The following is a 23868-nucleotide window of genomic DNA, read 5'->3' on the forward strand; positions in this document are numbered from 1 at the left end:
AATATCGCAAAGGTTTGCTGGCACGGGAAGGCCAAATCACGAAAACCAGCGAGGCGACATTATGCATCCCAATCCCGGCTTTAGCGGAACTCTATCTCACATTGGCAGCCTCAACTTGGCTAACTCCAATTGCGAACTGGCAGGCGAACGCGAACACCGGCCTGACACTCCGCCTTAGATACTTGGCTGATCCGCTCCGATACCTGGCCGTCCGATAGCTGCCCGATGCCTGCCCGCCAGCGTCTAGACCCCGCCTTGAGATCCCACCCTGATCCGATTTTTGGCACCTAGATGATCAGCCAACCCGAAACTGCGGCCAGCTCGCTAAGTCCATCAACTCACTATGACGAGCTTACGTAAATTAGCTCATTGGAATCAGCTCTTCAGTGGCGCGTTCACCTGCGACCATCGACCATCTCAGGCTCATGGGCGATCCGAACTCGCTAATACCGGCCGTCGGGAACGCGGATTGGCGGAAGCGAACGGCGTCAGCATTGATCGGACGATTCCCACGGTCCGTTCATTCCCAAGTCCACTCATTCCCAGGTCCGTTTCAATCCCAAGCACCTCTGAATCTCACGTTCATTGGACGCTGTTGCACGCTGATCGCGAAAGTCGGTTTCACGCAGCCTGCCGTTTCACGTTAGACTAAGTGCTAGTTGAGCGGCCGCAATGGATAGGGTCCGCTCCCGCGCCTCGATCAAGACGCTTGACTTGACCATGAACCTTCCACGCGCCGTTTCCGCATCGCTGTTGCTTCTATCGGTTCCACTGATCCCGATCGGATGGCTTTTTGCGGACCAACCCGAAAGCGTCACCGTCAATAACGTTTCCAAGTATGCGGGAAACGAAGTTGATCACGTCGCTCGACTGATCGACCAGTTGGGTGCCCCCAGCTATGCCACGCGGATCCGAGCTCGTGATGAACTCCAGCGGATGGGGCTCGAAGCCTTCGAGCAACTCCGCGAAGCTCAGTTTCATCCTGATATCGAAGTGGAAATGGCCGCCAGGTACTTGGTCAGCAGCCTGTTGGTGAGTTGGTCCAAGGATTCGGACCCGGCGGATGTTCGCGAAACGCTGAATGAGTACGGTGCCCAGGACGAAGTTGAACGATCGAAACGTATCGACCGATTGGCAGAACTTGATTCACGAATTGGCCTAGCCGCATTGGTTCGACTGACCCGGTTTGAAACGTCGCTCAGACTTAGTGAGATCGCTGCGCTTGCGGCAATGAATCAAGCATCCAGCGCCGACGAAGCCGTCCGTCGTCAACACAGTCAACAAATCTTAAATGGACTCGGCGACTCACAACGAGCCTCAGCCCAGTGGCTTCGCCTCTACGCCCAAGACCTCGTCAACGATGGGTTTTCGAAACTAGCTTGGCAGCAACTGATTCAACAACAACGCCAACAGATTGATGCTGGCACGACCAAGCCGTCGACGCAAACTTCCGTGCTTGAACTCGTTCAAATTTGCGCCGCAAGAGCCGCCAAGAATGGCCAAATTGATGAAGCCCTTGAATTAGCAAAGGAACACATTGACCTGATCCAGCCGACTACCCGTCACTTGATTGACGCCAGTAGCTGGGCGATTGATCATGGACTACACCCCTTCGTTTTGGAACTGCGCAGCAACTTCGGACGCATGTTCGACACCCAGCCTGTGTTGCTTTATGGAGCGGCTGAGGCTCATCAAAAGAGTGGTCATGCGGAGCAAGCGAATGAAATCGCATCGCTAGCTTTAAAATCCAATCCGTTTCCGGACGACGAAGATAAAAAGGACGCTTCGCCCCGCGAAATGGAAGAAACGGCTTACAAGCACCGCGATGTCGCGATGACACTACGTCGACGAGGACTCTTTCCATGGGCTGAAAACGAGTACCAATTGATCATTCGATCCATGGAAGTTGATTCGTTGCCATCAATCGTCGCTCGAGCCGACTTGGCTCGAATGCAAGGCGAATTGCACCAACACCAAGACGTTGTCGACACACTCACTCCGCTAGTCAATCGTTTGGAAAAAGACGCGAAGCTCAAACAACGGCTCGGCACCCATCTGTTTGCCACGCTCGAATCTATCCGCAGTGATTTGGAATATCACACCGCTCAGGTCTTACTCGCGCAAAAAGATCTTGACGAAGCTCGTGAGCGATTGCGATTGGCGTATCGACTATCTCCGTTAAACATCGACATCCTCATTGAGATGTACCGAACCGAAGGGGACGACCAATGGGATGCCGAAGTCAAACGATCCCTCGATCGCGAGATCAAAGCTGCGGACCGCAAGGTTGCCGAACAACGGCGTAACCTTCGCACCGAGGGCTTCCAAGGAAAATTAAAACTGGGCGACTATCTCAACAACTACGCTTGGCTAGTTGCCAACACCGAAGGCGACATGGGCAAAGCTCTCGCCTACAGCCTTGAATCTCTGACGCTCGACCCTGATGCCGCGAAGTACGACACGTGTGCAAGATGCTATTTCGCAAACGGCGATTTAGCCAATGCGATCGCGATGCAGAAGAAAGCAATCAAAGAAGAACCCCACTCGCCGCCGTTGTTGCGTCAACTGCGAGAATTCGAAGAAGCGTTAGGCAATCAATCCGAGAACTAGTCCGAACGCACAAGTCTTCATCGACTTCGCGTCCGTCGATAATGGCCGAATCGAATCGCTCTGGTAACAGCACTAGATAACTGGCCTAGATAACTGGCCTAGCAACAGGGCGATCGAATTGGCCGAGCTAGGCCCAACCAGACTCAAACGCGGCTCGACGAGAACTTGGCTGGGCCTAGCAGTGTTAACATCTGAGCAGTATTGAAATCTGAACGTTGCTAGAATCTGAACGCTGTTGAAATCGTTAGGCCGGAATTTCATTGAGTCGGACCGAGTTGCTAGGATTCCTGCCAACGCTCGAGCAGTCGATAGAGTTTGCGACGGTGGATTCCCAAACGTTTCGCAGCGCGACTTTTATTACCCGATTCTTGCTCCAGGACATCGAGCACATGAGCACGGGTCAAGTCATCGAGACTACCGCTTTGAGCGGTCACGCGCAACGACACGGGCGACGATGGCGATCCGCCTGAGTGAACCGGTTGTCCCGGATGCACGATCTCGCTGGGCAAGTCATCCATCGTGATTTGATGATGGTCCGCCAGGATCGTTGCCCGATGGATCACGTTGATGAGCTCGCGCACGTTACCGGGCCACGAGTAACTTATCATCGCAGTCAACGCGTCATCATCAATCGACCAACCCTTAGCGAGGAAGTGTTCAATCAAGCACTTAACGTCCTTGCCACGCTCGCGAAGGGGCGGCAAGTGAATGGGAAGCACGTTGACTCGGTAGTACAAGTCTTGACGAAAATCACCATTGGCGACGTCCGCCGCTAAGTCTCGATTCGTTGCCGCAACGACGCGTACATCGACCCGACGTTCCTTGGATGATCCGACACGACGGAGCGAACCGTCCTCTAGAACCCGCAACATCTTTGGCTGCAGGGCCGGCGGCAGTTCCCCGAATTCATCGATGAACAATGTTCCCCCATCGGCGACTTCAAACAGACCCGGCTTTTCTTCGGTAGCCCCGGTGAAAGCACCTTTTTGATGACCGAACAATTCACTTTCGACCAGCGATTCGGGCAACGCCGCACAATTGATCGTGACCATGGGTTTTCCCGCACGTTTACTTTGCGCGTGAATCGACTGCGCGATCACCTCCTTACCCGTACCGCTCTCGCCAGTGATTAGCACTGGTTCATTCGTGCTTGCAATCCGCTGGACCATTCGCACCACGGACTGCATTGCTGGTGAACTGCCAATCAAATCCGTTCGTGGTCGAGACCTGGAAATGATTTCTCGCAGTTGCAGGTTCTCTTTGCGAATGCGACCACGTCGAGACGCCAATTGCAAATGCAGTTCTAAATCAGACAAGGGACATGGTTTGGTCAGGAAGTCGCTGGCACCTAGCTTCATGGCCTGCACAGCGGTTTCGATCGACCCTTGACCGGTTAGCATCACAACTTCGATATCGTGCGCGTCACCGCGCAAGCGTTGCAAAAGCTCCAGCCCTGACATCCCTGGCATGTCCATGTCGAACAATCCGACGTCGTAGTTTCGACGATCGAGCGCGGACAAGGCTTCGGCGCCACCACAAGCGCCGAATGTGTCGTAACCCTTACGCGATAGCCATCGGACACACGATTCGCGAAAGTCGTTGTCGTCCTCAACGACTAAAATGGAAAAGGTTTTAGCATCTGCATCAACACCGGCGTCAAAGGCGCCCGATCTTTCGGCAACAAGTGGGTTATTCATTTGGATTCCTCGCCTTTAATTTCTTTCAACAGTTGGCCCAAGTCGACGGGCTTTGTAAACACGCCTGATGCATTGTCTCGTACTAATTGCTCGATGATCCCACCAGCCTCCCGCGACTGCCCCGTCACGAGATAGATCGAGGGACAGTGATCGCTTTGTTGCGCTGCGTAAAAAACATTCTTGCCTTCTTCCACCGATCCAAGACGCAGGTCTAACAGGACGATGTCAAACGACATCTGACCGATACGCTGGACGGCTTCCGCTTCGCTCGCGGCAGTGCACACTCGGAAACCGCTATCTCGTAAGACTTGCCAAGCGTTCGCAGAAAACTCAACGTCGTCATCCACCACCAACACCAACGGTTGATTGCACGCGGTGCCCATCGCACCCAGCAATTCGCAAAGATCAATCGGCTTGCGAAGCACCTTCCAAGTTCCCAAATCGAGTGCGCGCTGCACTCCATCGCTACCGGCGTAGGCAGTGATCATGAAGGCAACCAAACATGGCTGGACCTTTTTGATCTCTTCGTACAACTCAGCACCGTTCATGCCGGGCATTTGGTAGTCAAGCAAAGCGAACGAATAGCACTTCTTTTTAAGTAGCTCGAGCGCTTCGTTGCCATTGTGCGCGATGTCAACGCGATAGTTCAGGTCTTCGAGGATATCAGCCAGGTTTGCCGCGTTGTCGCTTTCATCGTCAACAACCAAAACGCTAATCGGTTCACGAAGACTCGACGAACTTTTCCTTAATGAGGTTTGGGTCATTGATCATCCTCGCTGGATTGAGAACTGGACTCGGACGATTCTATCTCTCGAGTCGGCAACCAAATTCGAAAGGTAGTCCCTGTTCCCACTTTGCTGTCCACCGTGATCACGCCTCGGTTGTTTTCGATAATCGAGTACGAGATCGACAAACCAAGTCCCATGCCGTGAGGTTTGGTCGTGTAGAGAGGTTCGCAGATCATAGGAAGGGATTCTTCTGCAATTCCGGTGCCGGTATCACCGATGCTGATCAACACCTGATGAATTTCACCATCGCTACCTTCAACATTGTTGGCTTGGATCGTAATCGTACCGCCACCGGACATCGCGTCGCGTGCGTTGCGAAGAAGATTGCGAAACACAATCGCAATTTGGTTGGCGTCCACCACGACCGGCATCAGATCGCCAGAAAGCTCACGCTTGACCTGGATGGTACTGGCGATTTCGATTGTCGAAATAGCGTCGTCAATCAACGCTTGCACGACCGCCGGGTCCCGGTTGGGTTGCGGCATTCGCGCACCATCGGACAACACGGAAACGACATTATTGATCAGAGAAACTTGGCGATCGATTCGGCGGAGGTGTTCGAGCTGTTTTTCCTCGCTCGCTTGCCTCGCATTAATAAGGTAGTAAGCGGAAGTCTTGATGGCGTTGAGCGGATTTCGGATCTCATGCGCGATACTTCCGGAAATTCGTCCTAAAACGGCCAACCGCTCTTGTTGAACCAATTTTGCCTGTGCGGCTTCGAGCTCACGTGTGCGTTCTCGCACTTCCCGCTCAAGCCAAGCTTGCCGTTCCTGTTGATCGGTCACATCAGCAACGAGGACTACGTAGTGAGTTAGCACATCGTCGTCATCATGCACCGGAGATACATCCACTTGGCCCCAGTAGGCACGACCCGTCGCGTGTTGACAACGCAGCACAAGGCTCGCCGATTCGCCACGCACCATTGCGTCGTTGATGCCGGAAAGCGACATATCGCTATCACCACCAAGAATTGCGCTGATGGACTTGCCCAACAACCATGACGAGGAATGCCCAGTGATCTGAGTCAATGCGGGATTAGCAGACTCGATTGGGAAATTCGGTTGTCGTGCGTCGAGCACACAAATGCCTTGACGAGCAGCAGTGAGCGCTCGAGCACTAACCCGCAATTGCGATTCAATGCGACGTCGATCCGACAAGTCGCGTATCATTCCCGTAAAGAACTTTCGCCCCGCGGCATTGGATTCACTCACCGCAAGGTCGATGGGAAATACGCTGCCGTCTTTTCGCATCGCGACGACTTCACGTCCGATACCGATGATCTTTCGCTCATGAGTACGAGCATAGTTATCCAGGTAGCCATCATGCTGGTGCCGATAAGGCTCGGGCATCAACATGCTGATGTTCCGGCCCATCAATTCGTCCGGCACATAGCCAAACATCGTGGTCGTAGCGGGATTCACCGATTCAATTAGGCCTCGCTCGTTGATCGTGATGATCGCGTCAACCGCATTGTCGAGAATCGCTTTCAATTCGGCTAGCCTTCGCGGGTCACCGGTATCGCCAACATTGGCTTGCGCCGCGTGAACCTTCGGATCATCGGAACTAGGATCACCTGGATCGGGTTCACCTGCACCATGATCATGAAACGGCTTTGACTTTTTCACGTCGCCACCTCAGTTCGATCCGAGGAGTCGGCCGCGCTATTGCTCGCGTCTTGATGACAGGGCAACTCAATCACAAACGTTGCTCCCTCTGAATTGTCACCGGCGTACACTCGGCCACCATGTGCGTCGATAATTCTTCGCACAATCGCTAGCCCCAATCCCGTTCCTTCCGGCTTAGTGGTAAAGAACGGCTCGAAAAGTTGAGCCAATTGGCATTCGGTAAGTCCCGGGCCATCATCGGTGACGAAAATGCGGACGCACTTCACTGGCCCTCGACTCGCCTTTTCTAATCGAATTGTAATGTTTGATTTGCCTGAGCACGCAGCGATCGAGTTCTCAAACAAGTTGCGAAACACCTGCACCATCCGCATCGGATCGACATAGCACCGTAGTGGAAAATCATTGGGCGCCACCGTGAGCGTTGACTCTATTTTGAGCTCTGGGGAAAGGTGGCCCCAAGCCTTGACCCAAATCTGGTCAAGGTGCACCTCTTGGCGGTGCAAATGAATGGACGATGCAAAGCTGCGAATTTCCTCGAGCATTGCCTGTAGATCGCCGGCCGCTGAACGAACGTTGTGCACATCCCTGAGCGCCTCTTGATCACCGGCCACCGACAATTCAAGTAGATCCGTCGAGGCGGCGATTCGCTGCAACGCGTTGCGACTTTCGTGAGCCACCGATGCCATCATGCGTCCGATCGTCGCCAAACGCTCGTCTTGCCGAGCACGCTCTTCCATCTCCCTTAGTCTGACCGTACGAGCCAATGAAGCTCGCAACATGTCAGGATCAATCGGCTTGGGAATGAAGTCCGCAATCCCGTGACGAATGACCCCGATCGCGCCCTCGAGGTCAGCGTTGCCAGTTACCACGATGACTGCGGCTTTGGGCGCCAGATCCCGAATCATCGGTAACAATAGATCTGCGGAACCATCGGGAAGCCGTCGATCTAAGATAATCGCGAACAACGATTCCCAATCTCGTGGCTGCATCGTTTCAGCAATGGTTGCGGCAACGTCAATGTCGTAGCCGTCAATCTCTAAGATGTCGCAGAGGTTTGATCGAGTGTCAGGATCGTCTTCAATAATCAGAACGCGTGGGTTGCGAGAGTACATAACGTCGTTTCAAGCTCGTTTCCGATCGTCGCTGGGCTATGACCACGGGACAAACGATGGGGCGAATAAAAGGTGGACTGCTTAACGTGTACTGATCAATAAGTCGCCTGCGTTCGCTAAAACGTCTGCGAACGCCTGCGGTGGACAATGCGACGGCGATACACCATTCGTCTGAAACAGACATGATCGCATTGCATCATCAACACGTAACGATAGGACGGGGAGTGAAACCTTCGCTTGGATGGACCTAAGCCTGGCGCTGCGAACCATTGGCAAATGCCGAGCCATATCTTCACCAACCTTTGCAGGGCGGCGTTGAAGCCATGCAATAACGCGCAGCAAAAACAAACGTTTCGCATGCGATCTTTTTGTTTTTGTTGTCTGCATAGGTCACCGAACCGTGCGATCACAACAGCGTGCAGTATAGCACATCGGACGTGCGACCCGGCTCACACGCACACTTGGTAGACTGTGCAGTGCGTCACACAGACTCAAAATCAGACTGCGACGGAATGTCCAGCGCTATCCGGAAAACCCAGCTTTCGCGGATGTTCCGTTCCCGTGTATTCTGCTGATGCCAATTGCTAGCTGTTCCTTGGCACAGAGAGTGAACGTAGGGCACCCCATCAAACATTTCTTCACCGTCTCAACGAGGCGATACGCTCATTTCGTAGCGATTCGTCGTTGGACTCGTAATCTTCATCTCACCAACAGAGGGAACTCCTGGTGTCAACGGTTGATCCATCCATCAGTAGTCTCGAGCAGGCTAATTCCGATCACAACTCCATGGACGAAAGCGGGCACTCCAAATCGACCGGCGAGGTTTTAGATTCGTTTGTTTACGACGACGACATCTCACGGAAGTTTGCAGTCGCTACTTTAGTCTGGGCTGTCGTTGCGACCGCCGCGGGACTGTTAGTCGCGTTACTGCTCGTACTACCGACAATGTTTGCGGGACTTGAGTGGCTTACTTTCGGACGACTGCGTCCGCTGCATACCAACGCCGCGATTTTCGCGTTCGCAGGCAACGGTATCTTCGCTGCGATCTATTACAGCACTCAACGGTTGTGCAAAGCCCGCATGTGGAGCGACGTGTTATCGCGTCTTCACTTTTGGGGCTGGCAAGCCATCATCGTTGCCGCCGCGATCACCTTGCCGCTGGGAATCACGCAAAGCAAGGAATACGCCGAACTTGAATGGCCGATTGACTTGGCGATTGCAGTGGTTTGGCTTGGATTCTTTGGCGTCAACTTCATGATGACGTTGATCAACCGTCGCGAACGACACATGTACGTAGCGTTGTGGTTCTACATTGCCACGATCGTTACGGTCACGGTGCTTCACGTTTTCAATAACTTGGTGATTCCAATCGGCCTTTGGAAGAGCTACCCGATCTACGCCGGTGTGCAAGACGCGTTCATGCAGTGGTGGTACGGTCACAACGCGGTAGCTTTCTTTCTCACGACGCCGTTCCTTGGGTTGATGTATTACTTCCTACCCAAAGCAGCCGACCGCCCCGTCTTCTCGTACAAGCTTTCGATTCTGCACTTCTGGTCGTTGGTCTTCATTTACATCTGGGCTGGTCCTCACCACTTGCACTACACCGCATTGCCTCAGTGGGCGTCCACACTTGGAATGCTGTTCAGCGTGATGCTTTGGATGCCATCTTGGGGTGGGATGATCAACGGATTGTTGACACTTCGCGGTGCCTGGCAAAAGGTTTCGATTGATCCGGTTTTGAAGTTCTTCGTCGTCGGCATCACCTTCTACGGCATGTCAACATTCGAAGGTCCGCTGTTATCGGTCAAAGCCGTGAACGGTCTTAGCCACTACACCGACTGGACCATTGCTCACGTGCACTCCGGCGCACTGGGTTGGAATGGGATGATGACTTTCGGCATGCTGTACTGGCTGGCTCCGCGATTGTTCCAGACGAAACTATGGAGCACGAAAGCTGCGACGCTGCACTTCTGGGTCGCGACCATCGCGATTTTGCTTTACATCGTTCCCATCTACGTTGCGGGTCTTACCCAGGGCCTGATGTGGCGTGCCATCGACGCTAATGGCCAACTCGTCTATCCCGACTTCGTAGAAACGATCACCGCTGTAAAGCCGATGTGGTGGCTTCGAGTTCTTGGTGGATTGCTGTACGTCGGCGGAACGCTGCTAATGGCGTTGAACTACATCATGACTTGGAAATCACGACCATCGGTCTATGAAGAGCCCGTGATTCAGGCACCCCGATTGGCCAAGACCTACAGTGGCGTTGACCCAACCGCCAAAAGCAAGCTCGAAGAGGCACCCGTCCTTGGTTTTGCTCGCTGGTTGGATGTTTGGAGCGGCATGGGGTGGCACCGTCAATGGGAACGCTTGCCCGTCAAGTTCACTGTGCTAACAACGCTCGCAGTCGTGATTGCCAGCCTGTTCGAAATTATTCCGACGTTCTTGATCCGCGGAAACGTTCCGACGATCGCCACCGTCAAGCCATACACGCCGCTCGAATTGGCGGGTCGTGACATTTATGTTTCAGAGGGTTGTTACAACTGCCATTCACAAATGATTCGTCCGATGGTGGCGGAAACCAAACGCTATGGCGAATACAGCAAAGCGGGTGAGTTCATCTATGACCGACCGTTCCAATGGGGATCACGCCGAATCGGTCCCGATTTGGCTCGCGAAGGCGGTCGCCAGAGCAGCTTGTGGCACTACCTTCACCTGGAAAACCCACAATCGGTGAACGAAGCGTCGGCCATGCCTTCCTTCGTGCACTTGCTCGACACGTCAATCGACTTCAAGAAGATCACCGACCGCGTTGCCGCGGCTCACATGCTTGGCGCCGAGTACGACGAAGAACTGACCAACGCCCCCGAGATCGCTCGGAAGCAGGCCGAGCAAATCGCAGCGGACATTGTTTCCCAGGGCGGTCCGGTAATGCGGGGCGAATTGATGACCATGGATTCCCAAGCCGTGGCACTGATTGCGTACCTGCAACGGATGGGCGTCGACTTGTTTGCTCCCCCGGAACCCACCGAACTAGGTCCCACCGAACTGCAACCCACCGATCCTGTACCGACGGATGCGGCATCAACGGAGGCTGAAACCACGGCCGAGGTTGAAACCGTAGCCGAGCCGGTCGTCGCGTTGGTGAATTAGCGGCTGCGTTATTTTCTTAGTGTTCATTTCCTCATTTTCAAAGCACCCTCATGCTTAAAGATGTCATTCGGGCGATTGACTACAGCGATTGTGCGGAAATCGCCTTGGCGTTGTTCTGCGGCGCTTTTTTGTTGATGACATTCGCGACGCTACGACTATCGCGTCGAGCGACCGATAAGTTTGCTTCCATTCCCCTTTCCGATTCTGTTCAGGACCCGCGCGATGAGTAAGAAGCTCACCGATCAAGACAACACCGGCATTCCCGATGATCCGCTGACCGGACATCAATACGACGGGATCGAAGAATTTGATAATCCGCTGCCCGGATGGTGGAAGTGGATTTTCGTGCTTTGCATCTTGTTCTCAATTCCCTACACGCTGTTTTATCACGGCGGTGCGGAAGGCCGTTCCATCGAAGAAGGTTATGAAGTCGCATTAGCCGATAACCTGCGATTGCAGTTTGCCGAGATCGGCGAACTCAAAGCCGACCGCGCTAACGTCATCAAGTTCCTCTACAAGCCCAACATGCTTTCGATCGGGAAAGCGGTCTTCAAATCCAATTGCACATCGTGCCACGGAAGCGATGGGGGTGGTTTGGTTGGTCCCAACCTTACCGACGAAGAATACAAGAACGTGAAAGACATCGGTGACTTCATCAACGTGCTCGAGAACGGAGCCGGTGCTGGGGCAATGCCAGCGTGGAAGAATCGACTTTCCACGAACGAAATCGTCATGGTTTCCTCATACGTGGCTTCCTTGCGTGGGACAGTTCCCGCTTCAGCAAAAGCACCTCAAGGAAACAAGATCGCCCCTTGGCCGCCAGCACCCGCTGAAGAATCGGAAGAAGAAGCTGAAGAATCGGAAGAAGAACCCGAAGAAGCAGCCACTGGCGACGACACCAACGAAGAAGTATCCAGTGACGAGCCGGAGACACCTGAACTCTAATTCCCTCACTGGATCAATCAGAGACTCATACCGCGGTCGGATCATAATCCTCACAACCGCGATTTGCATCAACGGTGATTCAATTGAATGACCCGATGGACAATCGACCGAGCGAAATCCGAAGCAACCGTGATGTTGGCTCGTCAGTTGCACTACCGATTGAATCAGGCGGTTGTGCTAACTGCTCGAATTGTACATGCCAAAATAGCTCTGAGTTTGAAATGACTGCGTCCGACCCTCAACCTTCCCCAACGGCTCGCGAATCGTCAACTTCGCTACCGCTACTCGATGCACCCGAGCACGTGCTTAGCACGTTAGAAGCAGACGGGTCGCGTCGCTGGTTGCGTCCGCGTTTATCGACGGGTGACTTGTGGAAACGACGCCGAATTGTCGCCTATGCATTGATTGCTTTCTTTGTCGCGTTGCCTCATTTGCGCATCGCCGGAAAGCCGCCTGTGCTGATTGACATATTGGCGCGCGAGTTCACCATTCTTGGGCACACTTTTTTGCCAACTGACACACTCTTGCTTGCGTTAGCAATGCTTTTCGTGTTCGTCGTCATTGTCGCAACGACCGCCATATCGGGACGCCTTTGGTGCGGTTGGGGATGTCCGCAAACGGTCTACATGGAATTCGTGTTTCGTCCGATTGATCGATTGATCGAGGGCACAGTCGGCAAGGGTGGAAAACCTAAGGGGCAGGTATCTGCGGGTCGATCGGTGCTTCGAATTGCGATCTATCTAGTCATCTGCACGGTACTGGCTCACACGTTCCTGGCTTACTTCGTCGGAACGGACCGATTGGCGGGCTGGCTAACCGGGTCACCATTCACGCACCCCGTTGCCTTTTTGGTGATGGCTGGCGTGACGGCATTGATGATGTTTGACTTCTTAGTCTTCCGAGAACAAATGTGTCTGATCGCTTGTCCGTATGGTCGCTTTCAATCAGTGATGCTTGACCGAAACAGCTTGATTGTCGCGTATGATGAACCGCGCGGTGAACCGCGAAAGAAAGGCAAGCATGTCACCGGCGACGGCGCTGGTTCCTGTGTGGACTGCAATCGATGTGTGGATGTGTGTCCTACCGGCATCGACATTCGCAATGGCTTACAAATGGAATGCATCAATTGCACTCAGTGCATTGACGCATGCAACGATGTGATGGATCGCGTCGGTGCCCCTCGAGGCTTGATCCGTTATTCATCGCAGGATGCGATTGACGGCAAGCCTCAAAAATTCCTTCGGCTGCGGACGATCATTTACCCGCTTATTTTGATCGCCCTATCAGCCGCTTTCGTGACGGTGCTGTCAACGAAGTACGCATTTGACGCCCGTTTGATGCGTGGTACGGGCAATCCGTTCTATCGAACAAACGATGGACAAGTCGCCAACCGATTCCGCTTGCGATTAACCAACCGCACCGAGGAAACCCGAAATTACCGAGTCACGGCTTTCGAGCCTGCCGGAACGACGGTGACCTTTACGGAAGTTGGTGAAGTGAGTTTGCCGAAGGGTGGCAGCGAATTGTTGTCAATGACGATCGCGGTTGACCCCAAGGTCATTAAGAATGGACGCGCGGACGTTTCCGTCACACTGGCGGACGACTTAGAGAACGAGCGTGTCGTGACCGCGCAGATACTAGGTCCGAGGTAGCTAGCCGCTACACCCGCACACGCGCTTGCACACTTGATTGGTGTGCAGAAGCCGACCGACAATTATCCCACTTTGAAGATCACTTATGCCCTACGAACCGGAACGAATTGTTTTCGACGCCCGCGCTAATCGCAACGCAGCAATCCGCTGGGGTGGTGTCGTGGTCGGGTTCTTGACGTTTACATTGTGCTTAGGATTCGCCGCCATCACGCTTGCCACTCAAGACCCATCCGTGGCGATTGTCCCCGACTATTACCAGAAAGCTTTGGACTGGGATAAAACCGAAAAATTGCGGCGTGATTCGGAAGCACTTGGCTGGGTTGTTCAAGCGAGCGTCGGTTCCGACGGCACGCTTCATATTGACTTGCGGAACGCGGACGGACTACCGATCAAACTACGCAGCGGAACCGTAGAAATATTTCGTCACGCGCGAGCCAACCATGTCGTCACCCGCAACGTCACCGCATCATCATCGGGAACGATCTCAATTGCGGACGTAGTTACCCACAATGGTCTTTGGACGTTCCGATTGGACTTGTTGAACGACCTGGGCGATCATTTTGTCATGTCGACTGACCATCGTGTAGAAATGGGTTCGTACCCTTTGAATAGCAACAATAAGGATTAACCCAGTGTTGGCTTTTGGGATAGCGATCTTCACGGCTTCTTTGTTGGGCAGCCTGCACTGTGTTGGCATGTGCGGTCCGTTCGCCTTGTGGGCGACCGGCACCGACAAGCGTGCGTCAGTAATCGGGGCTTACCATTTCGGGCGTCTAACCACTTACCTATCGGCGGGTTTAGCGGCCGGATTGATCGGTTCGACGTTAACGATCACTGGTGAAGTTGCCGGCTTCCAATCGTTGGCTGCCAAAATTGCTGGAACAACGCTGGTAGTCGTCGGACTTACACAGTTGATCGGTCGCTATCGTGCTTACCATCGAACGACTGACAGCACCGAAGGCCCCAAGCCGTCAAAGATCGCCGGATACCTTCACGCCGCAAAACCACTGATCGCTTCGCAAGGTCCCGTCGGTCGCGCTTACCTGGGCGGACTGCTAACGACGTGGCTGCCCTGTGGATGGCTGTACTTGTTCGTCTTGGTCGCCGGAGGAACCGGAAACGTGGTTTCTTCTTTGGTTGTCATGACGGCATTTTGGATCGGAACGCTGCCCGCATTGTCAGGACTTATCTTGGGTGTCCATACGCTGAGTGATCGTTTCCGATCGTTGATTCCAATCGCGACGAGCGTGCTTTTGATTCTAACTGGTATGTACACCGCGACCGGGCGAGCGACCGCAGACTTGACTCAGATGAATCCTGATGCAATCGTTCGCGGTGTCAACGCCGATCCGAGTGCAGCGACGCTCGAAAAGCTTTGCGATGAACCGCTGCCTTGCTGCCAATGCGGCCAGCATGCAAAGACATCCGATGACTAGCGTTCTTCGTAGTTCGGTGGCTTGCGTTCATTGCGGGCTGCCTTCGCCGCCACCGGCGCGACCGGACGTCCCAGCGTTTTGCTGCAACGGTTGTCGCGGTGCTTATGAACTAATCCGCGGCTGGGGTTTGGAAGACTATTACGCGATTCGCGACGATAGTGGTGCCAGTCCCGCGACTGAAAAGGACTCGCGGTTTGACGACCTAGACCACCCATCGCTCTTGGGCGCATCCGCACCGGTACTCGTCCATGATTCCGATGGGAACGAACTACTGCGTTCACGTCTGTGTATCAGCGGTTTGCACTGCGCAGCATGCTTGTGGCTGCTTGAACGTGCGCCCGAACGCGTTGACGGATGGTTGTCGTCTCGAGTCCGCATGCACGAACGCACCATCGAGATCACGTACGATCCCGCGACTGTACCATTGTCGAAGATTGGGTCGCTGCTGCAGAAACTCGGGTACGAAGTGTCCCCATTGGGTAAAGATTCAGGACATTCTGAAGCCGCGACTCTTGAAAGTCGCCAGTTGCTTGTCGATATCGCGATCGCTGGATTTTGTGCGGCCAATGCGATGTGGTTGGCAATTGCCCTGTATGCGGGAGCATTCACGGGTATCGAAGCCGAGCACGCAAACGCGTTTCGAATCGCTGGTGTGGTTCTCGGATGCATTGCGGTGCTTTTTCCAGGCCGAACCTTCTTCCGTGGTGCCCTGGCGTCCATTCGTACACGAACGCCGCACATGGATTTACCCGTCGCCATCGGGTTAGCTGCGGGTCTTGGCGGCAGTCTTTATGGGTTACTCGACGCGAATCGTGAAATCTACTTTGATTCCATCGCCGCCCTAGTGTTCTTCTTACTCGTAGGCCGTTGGTTGCAAATGCGGCAACAGCGTCGGGCGGGAGACGAAGTGGCAGGACTGATTCAACTCGCTCCCGCTGTTGCAACTCTGCGAAAGAGCGACGGAACAACCGAGCGAGTCACATGTGATACGCTTTCGATTGGCGATACGGTTCTGGTTGCACCAGGGGAAAGCGTTCCCGTGGATGGAGTGGTCGTCGATGGCAAGTCGTCCATTGATCGCTCGCTGTTGACGGGCGAAAGTGTGCCGGTTGAAGTCGTGGTGGGAAGCCTCGTCGAAGCGGGTACCGATAACTTGCAATCGCCCCTTGAGATCACGGCGACATTGGTAGGTTCGCAAACTCGTTTATCGCAACTTACTTCTGCGGTAGCCGATGCGGCCGCCTCTCGAACGCCCATTGTTCAACTCGCCAATCGCATCGGAGGCTGGTTCGTTGCGATCGTACTTGTGCTGGCCATCGCCACGTGGGTTTACTGGTGGAACCGCGATCCGTCGTCTGTTGTTGGTCATGTCGTGGCGCTACTGATCGTGGCGTGCCCGTGCGCACTGGCACTTGCCACGCCGCTGGCGATAGCTGCGAGCATCGGAAGGCTTGCGAGTCGAAAAGTCCTCGTTCGTAGTGGTGAGTGCTTAGAACGGATCGTTGGAAAAGGAACCATCTTTTTCGACAAGACCGGCACACTAACGACCGGTCGCATGAAGGTAATTCACTGGCACGGTGATCCCGAATGGTTGGCGATCGCTGCATCCGCTCAAACTTATGTGCGTCACCCGATTGCTGCGGCATTAATCGAATACGCGAAGGACTGCGACGTTGATCCCGCCGAACATTCCGATTGGACGATCAACGTACTTCCAGGGATTGGCATCGAGGCCCAAGGAACGCCGATGGGCACCATTCAAATTGGCAACGCGAATGTGGTGAGCGACGCCATTGATGAACCATGGAACGAAATTGCCAGCCGGATTCGCAAGGAAGGTGGCAGCCCTATCTTTGTCACCGCGAACAACTCGATTCGAGCCGTGTTTGGAACCGCCGACGCGATTCGCGATGAATCGCGTGCGGTAGTGAAGCACTTCCAGGACCTCGGTTGGAAGGTTGGCATCTTGTCGGGCGACCACCGCGCGACGGTGGCCGAGGTGGCTGCGAAACTTGGCGTTGATGCCGAGCGAGCGCGAGGCGAAATGATGCCGGACGAAAAACTTGATGCGATAAGGAAAGCATCACTTGATGGCATTGTCATGATGGTCGGCGACGGACTCAACGATGCAGCGGCGCTTGCGGCGGCGGATGTAGGCGTCGCCATTCGCGGCGGTGTGAATGCATCGCTTGCGGCCGCCCCCATCATCATCGGCGACGGCCGCCTTGGTGGATTGGTCACGCTTGTGTCGATGGCCGGGACGACTCGCCGTGTTATTTTGCGAAACTTGGCGTTGTCGATAAGCTACAACGTTGTGGCGGTTGCCCTAGCGATGAACGGCATGATTACTCCTTTGATAGCCGCGATTCTTATGCCGATCAGTTCGCTCACGGTGATCCTTGCCACCATCGCCGGCGTGCGACTTCCCGAAGACTTAAGTTCCTCCAACTCGAAACCAACACGATGAGTGTTTTGTATGTCGCCCTACCCGTTGCGATTCTGATGGGAGCCGCTGCCATGATCGCCTGTATCAAGTGCATCCGAGGCGGCCAGTACGACGACCTCGAGGGCGCCTCGGTAAGGATGTTGATTGACGACGAGCCCATAAGGAACGGAACGGCGAAGAACGGTACGGCGAAGAACAGGTCCACGAAGAAGTCATAAAGCAGTATGAGAAACGACCTGTCCGCCTAGAACATTCCACCCTGATTGATGAAATTCTTTCTTCCATCAGTTCCGCCGGGTATCCGATAGTCAATGGCAAAGTCGATCTCAATTCCCAACAACTGGGCCAGATGTTCGCAACCTTCCTTCAGAGCTTTTTTGATCTGTACGTTCTGCTCATCTGAGAGATCACTTTCTCGTCCTAAGTTGTAGCCCGACATGCGGGCACTGATGCCAGCATTGGTACCGCCGCGTCGCGGTGGAGCGATGGTTCGGGGTGGGTTCAGTACATACAGATCACGACCGATAACGTCGATCGCTTTGTCTTCGGTTTCACTGATGATGGCCAACATGCGGTCAGCTTTATCGACGGTTAGCAAATCGGCACGCACGAGCCAGTGAGAAAGGGCCGGCCACACCTTACTATCCGAACCGCGTTCATCGAAGTCAGAATCGGCTAGACGTTGCACAAGGAACTGCTTCAATGCAGTCACATCTCCATCCGCCGGCCTGGGCATTACCGCCAACACGCTTGCCGCATCATAGATGGAAACGAAGTGAACTTGATCCTCAAATAGTTGATAAAAAACGTGTCGTGGCTTGCGATTTTCATCCGCAAGCGTTTGCCAATAGGGGAGCCATGCAGCGTCCTTGAGGCGGAATTGATACGAACCAAAGTCAATCGTTCGTATCACTTCCCGAGTTGGCATCTCACTAACCTGCATCCATTGCATCTTCGACATCTTTTGAAGCGATGCGGGCAAATCGGCATAAGGAATCCCGGAAGATAAAGCCATTGCCATCGCCAGGTCTTCGGTTGATCCTGGGCTATCCGAGCTAACTTCAGCGTGTTTCGCCAGAGCATGGATCAACTGAAGACGCATCGTATCCGACGAGGAACTCGAAGACAGTTTTGCGGTCATTGGCAAAATCGAATCGAATTGCATCGACAAAATCATCTCTACAGCAGTTCGGCTTTTCGAGTTGCCGTGCTCTAGTTCGTCCAGCAAGTACTCAAACTCAACGTCGCTATCTGACATCAAGTTAGGGTACTGGTTTACCATCATGTTCATCCACTTCGGTGAAGCCATTTCACTTCCGTCGCTAAGGATCCGGCCACCCCACGCACGACATCGTTTAAGTAGAGCGCGGGCAACTTCACCTTTTTGCTCTTTGGTGTCTGCGAGCTGCACCAGTGCCGTCGCAGCCGAGACTGCGATGTCAACGTTGCGATCTTTCTCGAAAAGGTTCATCCAAGCGTTATAGGGGTAACCTCGATAGATCGGCGTTTCCGCATTCGTGACCGCATGCATCGCGGCCACCACTTCGCGATCACCATCGAGTGTCGCGATCGCTACGCCTTTGATCGCAAGATCCCGTGACTTACTCCTTGGCATATTAGCGATCGCGTTAGAGTCACCCGAGGTCGTTTCCCTATGAGCCTGCGGCAACGCAGTGGTACCTGCCGTCACGCTGACATCAACGTTGCCGTTCGAATCGACAATCGCCGACGAATTTTCGGGCAGCGAAATACGGTTCACACTTCCATCGGAACGTTGAATCGTTAACCAAGTTCCCAATAGCAGTCCAACGGGAATACCACCGGCCGCCAAAGCAACCAGCAGCCAACGCGATGGCCAAGACTCATCGGAACGGGAATTTATGTTTGCGTTCGGCTGGCTAAACGCATGATGTTGGAGTGGCCCAACCGTGCGAGCAAATTGAACTAGCTTAGCCAGATCAGCCTGATGGGCGAGCGGTTGCAAGGCTAGAGATACGTCCTGAGCCGACGATGGGCGATCAGCGCGGTCCTTGGCAACCAATCCTTCGATGATCGCTGAAAGCTGAGACGATCTTCCTCGAAACGGATCAGGCACCGTGATTGGATCAGGCGAAACGTGGGCGGTCAGCTTAGCGAAGTTCGTGGCGTGATTTGCATCATCGTAAGGTGCCGAACCAGTCAGTAGTTTCAGCAGTGTACAACCGAGGGAATAAAGATCCGAACGAATGTCAACGTCACGCGCATCGTGAATTTGTTCCGGCGACATGTAGTCGGCCGTTCCAAGCGCCAATCCAGTTGCCGTACCATCAACCTGCGATCCTTGCGTCAACTGAAACCGAGCTAGTCCGAGATCAAGCAGCTTCACCTCTCCATCGCGATTGAGCATGATGTTCGACGGCTTGACGTCGCGATGCACGAGACCGTTTCGGTTAGCATACTCAAGTGCTGCGGCAACGGCTCGGCCGATCGCGGCAACGGCTTCAGGCGACAACGGACCGAGCCGTTGCACAATCTGGCTGAGGTCTAGTCCGTCGACGTACTCCATGATCAACACGGGTTGACCGCTAAGTTCACGCGCGTCCAAGGCCGAGACGATGTTAGGATGGCTGAGTTGCCCAAGTGCCCGCATCTCCGCTTCAAAGCGCTGAGTTGCTCGCTTATCAGATAAGCGTTTGCCCGAAATGATTTTGACGGCGACGTCGCGTCCCAATCGAAGGTGCTCGGCTCGATAAACAATGCCCATCCCGCCATGTGCGACCGCATCGAGCAGTCGGTAGTCACCCAAATCCATGGGCAATGCGAACGGCTCGGCGTGAGGATCATCGTCCTTGTCACGGTTAATCGCTCCCAACGCCAACGAAGTGGCCCAGTCACAGTCGGGTTCCTCCATGAATGGGTTGGCGGATTCCGATTGTCGCAACTGCTGAAGCAACGAATCGCTCGAGTCGGATTCGATCTTCGCCAGTTTTCCCCGACATTCCTCACACTGTTGAACATGCTCGACCACTGGCGATTCTTGAAGCTCACCGAGCCGGCCATGGACCAGATCAACCAGTGTTTCGTCGGACGGACATAAAGAAACTTGCATGATAGGGAGCCTTTTTGAACAAAATGACAGTCAAAACAACGTCTACAGTTAAGAACGTCGTGGTCTGACACCATTTATGTGGGCAATTCACCCAGCCGCTGTTTCAGCCGTCGAAGCACCCGGCAACGGGCCTGATAAACCGACGATACTCGCAACGACAGTCGGTCGGCCACTTCGGCCGCAGGCATATTTTCGATGGCGGTCATGCGGAATGCTTCCCAGGTCTTCGGTTCAAACTCGTCGCGGATCAAACTAAGCACCCGCTGAGCCACTGTGACTTCAATCGCTGAAATGGAAGAGGGGTCAGCATCGAGATCGGGCACCGCCTGTAACCAATTCAACGCATCGGTGCCGCCTTGAGGCTGAGCCTGACGTGACCGGCGTCGATAGTGGTCCGCAACTTTGGTTCGCGTGATCGTCGCCATCCAAGCCCGGAAACTCGCACCGGGCCGATCACGGTCGAATTGATGAATCTTAGCGGAAATCGTTGCGAAAACGTCTTGAACAACGTCTGCGGCATCGTGTCCGGTCAGCCCCGATTTTCGGCACCAATGGTAGATCACAGGCGAAAAGGTCTCGACCAAACGTGTCCAGGCGGGCGAGTTCATTTCACGAAGTCGGACGAGAAACAACGACGAGATACTAGGTGAATGAGTCATGATATCACCCATTCTAGCTCATTCACATTCACGACATTGGACTCACTCGCGATCAAACATTAGTCGGTCACCGATGCCTGATCCAAGCAAGATTCGCGGCCACAGCAAACGGGGCAGGGTACTTCGGCATGTCTTTCCCCAAGCATAGTACCGGAAGCAATGCCGCGTGGTTGCCCGTTTTAATCGAGTTGCACCACCGATCGCACAATCACGAGCACTCGCGATTGCATGTTACCGAGATGCCAACGCGCCGAATGACCATGGGCTGTCCGTCAAACCAACGAACGACGCGGGAAGCGAACTGTCAGTCCGCAGCGCGGGCGGACATTCGGTCGCCTCAATAGAACGAACCTTCACGCTACGGCGTCGTGATGTGTCCGAAGGCGTCGCCTTTAACGTCGACTGATTCGCTAACCGGAGGATCCTGAGTAAGGCGAACCGAGAGTGCCGCAGTGTAAGTGCTGCGTTCTTCTTCACTGCCAAACTCCAAAGGTCGAAGCTCATGTAGTTCATCGAGCGAACGCAAATGGTGCTTCTCGAGAAAAACGATGAGGCCATCCAACAGGCGACGGATCGTATCGGCACCGTTTCGGTAGACCTCGGAAGTGACCATCGCCACATCGGCACCGGCCAACAGCACTTTGATCACATCCTCACTTGAGGCAACGCCGGCACTGGCAGCAATCGACATTGCCGGGCAATGACCATGAACTTGCATGATATGGCCAATGGTATCGACAACTCGCCCTGGTTGAGTGAGCGACCAGTGAGAGTTGAGCTTGAACGAGTCGAGGCAGATGTCCACGTTGGGTTGGCGCCCATACATCACCAAGCCATCGGCTCCCGAACAAATCCGCCGAGCAAGATGCGGAATACTCAACCCACCACGTTCGAGTTTGATGAATAAAGGTACGGTGATGGACTGCTTGATCTCGGAAATGGCGTCAACCACCGAGTTCTCTAAGTCAATCGCCCCCGTGTAGTCGCTCACCGGGCCGTGATGCACGTTTAACTCAATCGCAGCAGCACCCGCTTCTTCTAACTCGCCAGCAAAATCTAGCCAACCGCTGTCGGTATATCCATTGAGCGACGCAATCACCGGTATGGTTGAATAGGTGGCAGCGCGGTTCACAAGCGCCAAGTAGCACTCTGCACTTTGACACGCGGTGTGGACATAGTAACGGTTGCTTCGGTTCAGCAACTCTCGTTCGCGCTGGGATACGGGTCGATCGGTTTTGATTGCCCAACGCACCACCTGTTCTTCGAACAACGATGGTAGCACGATCGCACCCGCGCCAGCTTCTTCAAATGAACGCCGAGTCTGTTCGTCAGCCGTTAATGGGCAAGCACCGACAATGATTGGTGACCGCAGACATAGGCCACCGTAGTGCGTCGTCAGATTCAAACTCATTGATACACTCGATTAAGGGAGACAAGAGAGAAGAAGAGGCGACGTTAAGAGGATGCCATTTCTGATTGCGAGACTTGTTCAGATCGCCTGCTGGTGTTGATCCCGCGAGAGATCCAAACGCTGCAAGGAGAGTGTCGAAGCACGTAACGTGATGTGCTGCCCAGCAAGAAACGTGAAAGATTTCCACGTGGCGTTTCGCCAACCACCATCAGATCAATTCCATTTTTCTCGGCAAAGCTAACCAGACTTTCTCCGCGATGCTCTGACTCAATCAAGTGAGTTCGAATGTCAGAGGCGACGTCGGACAATTGAAGTTTTGATTCCTTCAAATCCTCGTCATGTTGCTTCACTGATTGCTCGTCGTGAATCAGCTCGCCGTAGACACCAAGAAGATAGGTGACGATTGACACAACATGAAATTCGGTTCCGCTCGTCCAAGGAATTTCACCGATCTCGGCAATCGCTCGCTTAGCTGGTTCGCCACCTTCGTAACCTAAGCAAACGCGAATAGGACGCGGGCTGTCTTCTAAACCGCTCGGACGGACCACCAGAACGCTGCATGGCGCATGGGTCGCCACGTGATCGCTCACGCTGCCAAGCAGAACGCGACTTAACTGAGATCGCCCCGTCGCACCGACCACGACCAAATCAACGTTCAACTCTTTGGCCGCCTGAACAATCGTTTCACCGATATTCCCTTGGCGATACTCGTGATGGATCAGCACATTGGCACCATCGAACTTCTCACATACGTTCGCGTGCGTCGCTTCAGCGAGTTCGCGTGCATGTGAATTGACCTGCTCAATCATCTCGGTAGCGGCGTAACTACCGTGAATGTAGACCGGTTCGATCACGGTCAGAATGGTCAATTCAAGACGGTCGCGATGGGGTAAGTGTGCGAGCAATCGAACCGCTTGGTCGGAAGCTGGTGAGCCGTCGACGGCGAGGAGTACGTGGCGCATTGTCTTTCTATCCCACAGTTTGGCGTCATAAGGTTGTGAATCTAGCCAATACGCATGCAATCCGAGTGCCAAAGAGCGCATAGCCTGCGGGCGCGGCAAATCAGTGACACGACGTGTGCGTACTGTCTCAGGATGAGTCCCTACGTCTCATCGCTATGTCACAACCCGTACAGGTAAACGAAACTTCAGCATCATCATCAACCGACTCTTCCGATTCAGGTCTTTGGGCACTCATGCCTAAATCGCCGCAGCATGAATTTAGCCTGGGCTCCGAGAGGACATGC

17 protein-coding genes are annotated in these 23868 nt (G+C 54.0%); 9 read left to right on the plus strand and 8 right to left on the minus strand.

The annotated features are described in order from the left end of the window. Positions 1 to 720 precede the first annotated feature (720 nt). Entirely contained in the window at positions 721 to 2610 is a 1890-nt protein-coding gene (locus tag Pla22_RS19025) for a hypothetical protein (RefSeq protein WP_146516317.1), read from the plus strand. A 278-nt stretch (positions 2611 to 2888) separates the two neighbouring features. Here the strand turns inward: Pla22_RS19025 and Pla22_RS19030 are convergent, their stop codons facing one another. Genes Pla22_RS19030 through Pla22_RS19045 form a run of 4 tightly spaced genes read right to left on the minus strand, consistent with a single transcriptional unit; the run spans position 2889 to position 7832 of the window. Continuing rightward, entirely contained in the window at positions 2889 to 4307 is a 1419-nt protein-coding gene (locus Pla22_RS19030) for a sigma-54-dependent transcriptional regulator (protein WP_146516318.1), read from the minus strand. Beyond that, positions 4304 to 5071, minus strand: coding sequence for a response regulator (locus tag Pla22_RS19035; protein WP_146516319.1), 768 nt, complete (start codon positions 5069 to 5071; stop codon positions 4304 to 4306). Before Pla22_RS19035 ends, Pla22_RS19030 begins: the two co-directional genes overlap by 4 nt. Next, positions 5068 to 6720: a PAS domain-containing sensor histidine kinase gene (locus tag Pla22_RS19040; protein ID WP_146516320.1), complete on the minus strand. Its 1653-nt coding sequence runs from the start codon at positions 6718 to 6720 to the stop codon at positions 5068 to 5070. The genes Pla22_RS19035 and Pla22_RS19040 overlap by 4 nt, the downstream gene beginning before the upstream one ends. Beyond that, positions 6717 to 7832, minus strand: a complete 1116-nt coding sequence (locus Pla22_RS19045; RefSeq protein ID WP_165440746.1) for an ATP-binding protein — start codon at positions 7830 to 7832, stop codon at positions 6717 to 6719. Before Pla22_RS19045 ends, Pla22_RS19040 begins: the two co-directional genes overlap by 4 nt. 786 nt (positions 7833 to 8618) lie before the next feature. On the opposite strand from Pla22_RS19045, the gene ccoN reads away from it, so the two are divergent. From ccoN to ccoS, 8 genes are all read left to right on the plus strand, one after another. Then, positions 8619 to 10985: a cytochrome-c oxidase, cbb3-type subunit I gene (ccoN, locus tag Pla22_RS19050; RefSeq protein WP_146516621.1), complete on the plus strand. Its 2367-nt coding sequence runs from the start codon at positions 8619 to 8621 to the stop codon at positions 10983 to 10985. Between the two features lie 50 nt (positions 10986 to 11035). After that, a complete protein-coding gene (locus Pla22_RS19055; RefSeq protein WP_146516321.1) occupies positions 11036 to 11215 on the plus strand; it encodes a hypothetical protein in 180 nt (59 codons plus the stop codon). Further along, positions 11208 to 11930 (plus strand): cbb3-type cytochrome c oxidase N-terminal domain-containing protein, encoded by a 723-nt coding sequence (locus Pla22_RS19060; RefSeq protein ID WP_146516322.1) that lies wholly within the window; start codon positions 11208 to 11210, stop codon positions 11928 to 11930. The genes Pla22_RS19055 and Pla22_RS19060 overlap by 8 nt, the downstream gene beginning before the upstream one ends. Before the next feature lie 221 nt (positions 11931 to 12151). Continuing rightward, a complete protein-coding gene (gene ccoG, locus Pla22_RS19065) occupies positions 12152 to 13582 on the plus strand; it encodes a cytochrome c oxidase accessory protein CcoG (RefSeq protein ID WP_146516323.1) in 1431 nt (476 codons plus the stop codon). 85 nt (positions 13583 to 13667) lie between these two features. Continuing rightward, positions 13668 to 14210 carry a FixH family protein gene (locus tag Pla22_RS19070; RefSeq protein WP_146516324.1) on the plus strand — a complete coding sequence of 181 codons (543 nt, stop codon included), beginning with the start codon at positions 13668 to 13670 and terminating at the stop codon, positions 14208 to 14210. Between the two features lie 7 nt (positions 14211 to 14217). Beyond that, positions 14218 to 15018 carry a sulfite exporter TauE/SafE family protein gene (locus Pla22_RS19075; protein WP_146516325.1) on the plus strand — a complete coding sequence of 267 codons (801 nt, stop codon included), beginning with the start codon at positions 14218 to 14220 and terminating at the stop codon, positions 15016 to 15018. After that, positions 14963 to 17485 (plus strand): heavy metal translocating P-type ATPase, encoded by a 2523-nt coding sequence (locus Pla22_RS19080; protein ID WP_165440747.1) that lies wholly within the window; start codon positions 14963 to 14965, stop codon positions 17483 to 17485. Before Pla22_RS19075 ends, Pla22_RS19080 begins: the two co-directional genes overlap by 56 nt. Further along, on the plus strand, positions 17482 to 17682 hold the full coding sequence (ccoS, locus tag Pla22_RS19085) for a cbb3-type cytochrome oxidase assembly protein CcoS (protein ID WP_146516327.1): 201 nt from the start codon (positions 17482 to 17484) through the stop codon (positions 17680 to 17682). Before Pla22_RS19080 ends, ccoS begins: the two co-directional genes overlap by 4 nt. 26 nt (positions 17683 to 17708) lie before the next feature. Here ccoS and Pla22_RS19090 read toward each other — a convergent pair whose 3' ends face one another. From Pla22_RS19090 to Pla22_RS19105, 4 genes are all read right to left on the minus strand, one after another. Then, a complete protein-coding gene (locus Pla22_RS19090) occupies positions 17709 to 20552 on the minus strand; it encodes a serine/threonine-protein kinase (protein WP_146516328.1) in 2844 nt (947 codons plus the stop codon). A gap of 74 nt (positions 20553 to 20626) precedes the next feature. Beyond that, positions 20627 to 21211, minus strand: a complete 585-nt coding sequence (locus Pla22_RS19095) for an RNA polymerase sigma factor (RefSeq protein ID WP_165440748.1) — start codon at positions 21209 to 21211, stop codon at positions 20627 to 20629. A gap of 358 nt (positions 21212 to 21569) precedes the next feature. Further along, positions 21570 to 22622: a beta/alpha barrel domain-containing protein gene (locus Pla22_RS19100; protein WP_146516330.1), complete on the minus strand. Its 1053-nt coding sequence runs from the start codon at positions 22620 to 22622 to the stop codon at positions 21570 to 21572. Positions 22623 to 22666: 44 nt separating this feature from the next. Then, positions 22667 to 23584, minus strand: coding sequence for a universal stress protein (locus tag Pla22_RS19105; RefSeq protein ID WP_165440749.1), 918 nt, complete (start codon positions 23582 to 23584; stop codon positions 22667 to 22669). Between the last annotated feature and the right edge of the window lie 284 nt (positions 23585 to 23868).

This window comes from Rubripirellula amarantea (genome assembly GCF_007859865.1).
GTDB lineage: Bacteria > Planctomycetota > Planctomycetia > Pirellulales > Pirellulaceae > Rubripirellula > Rubripirellula amarantea.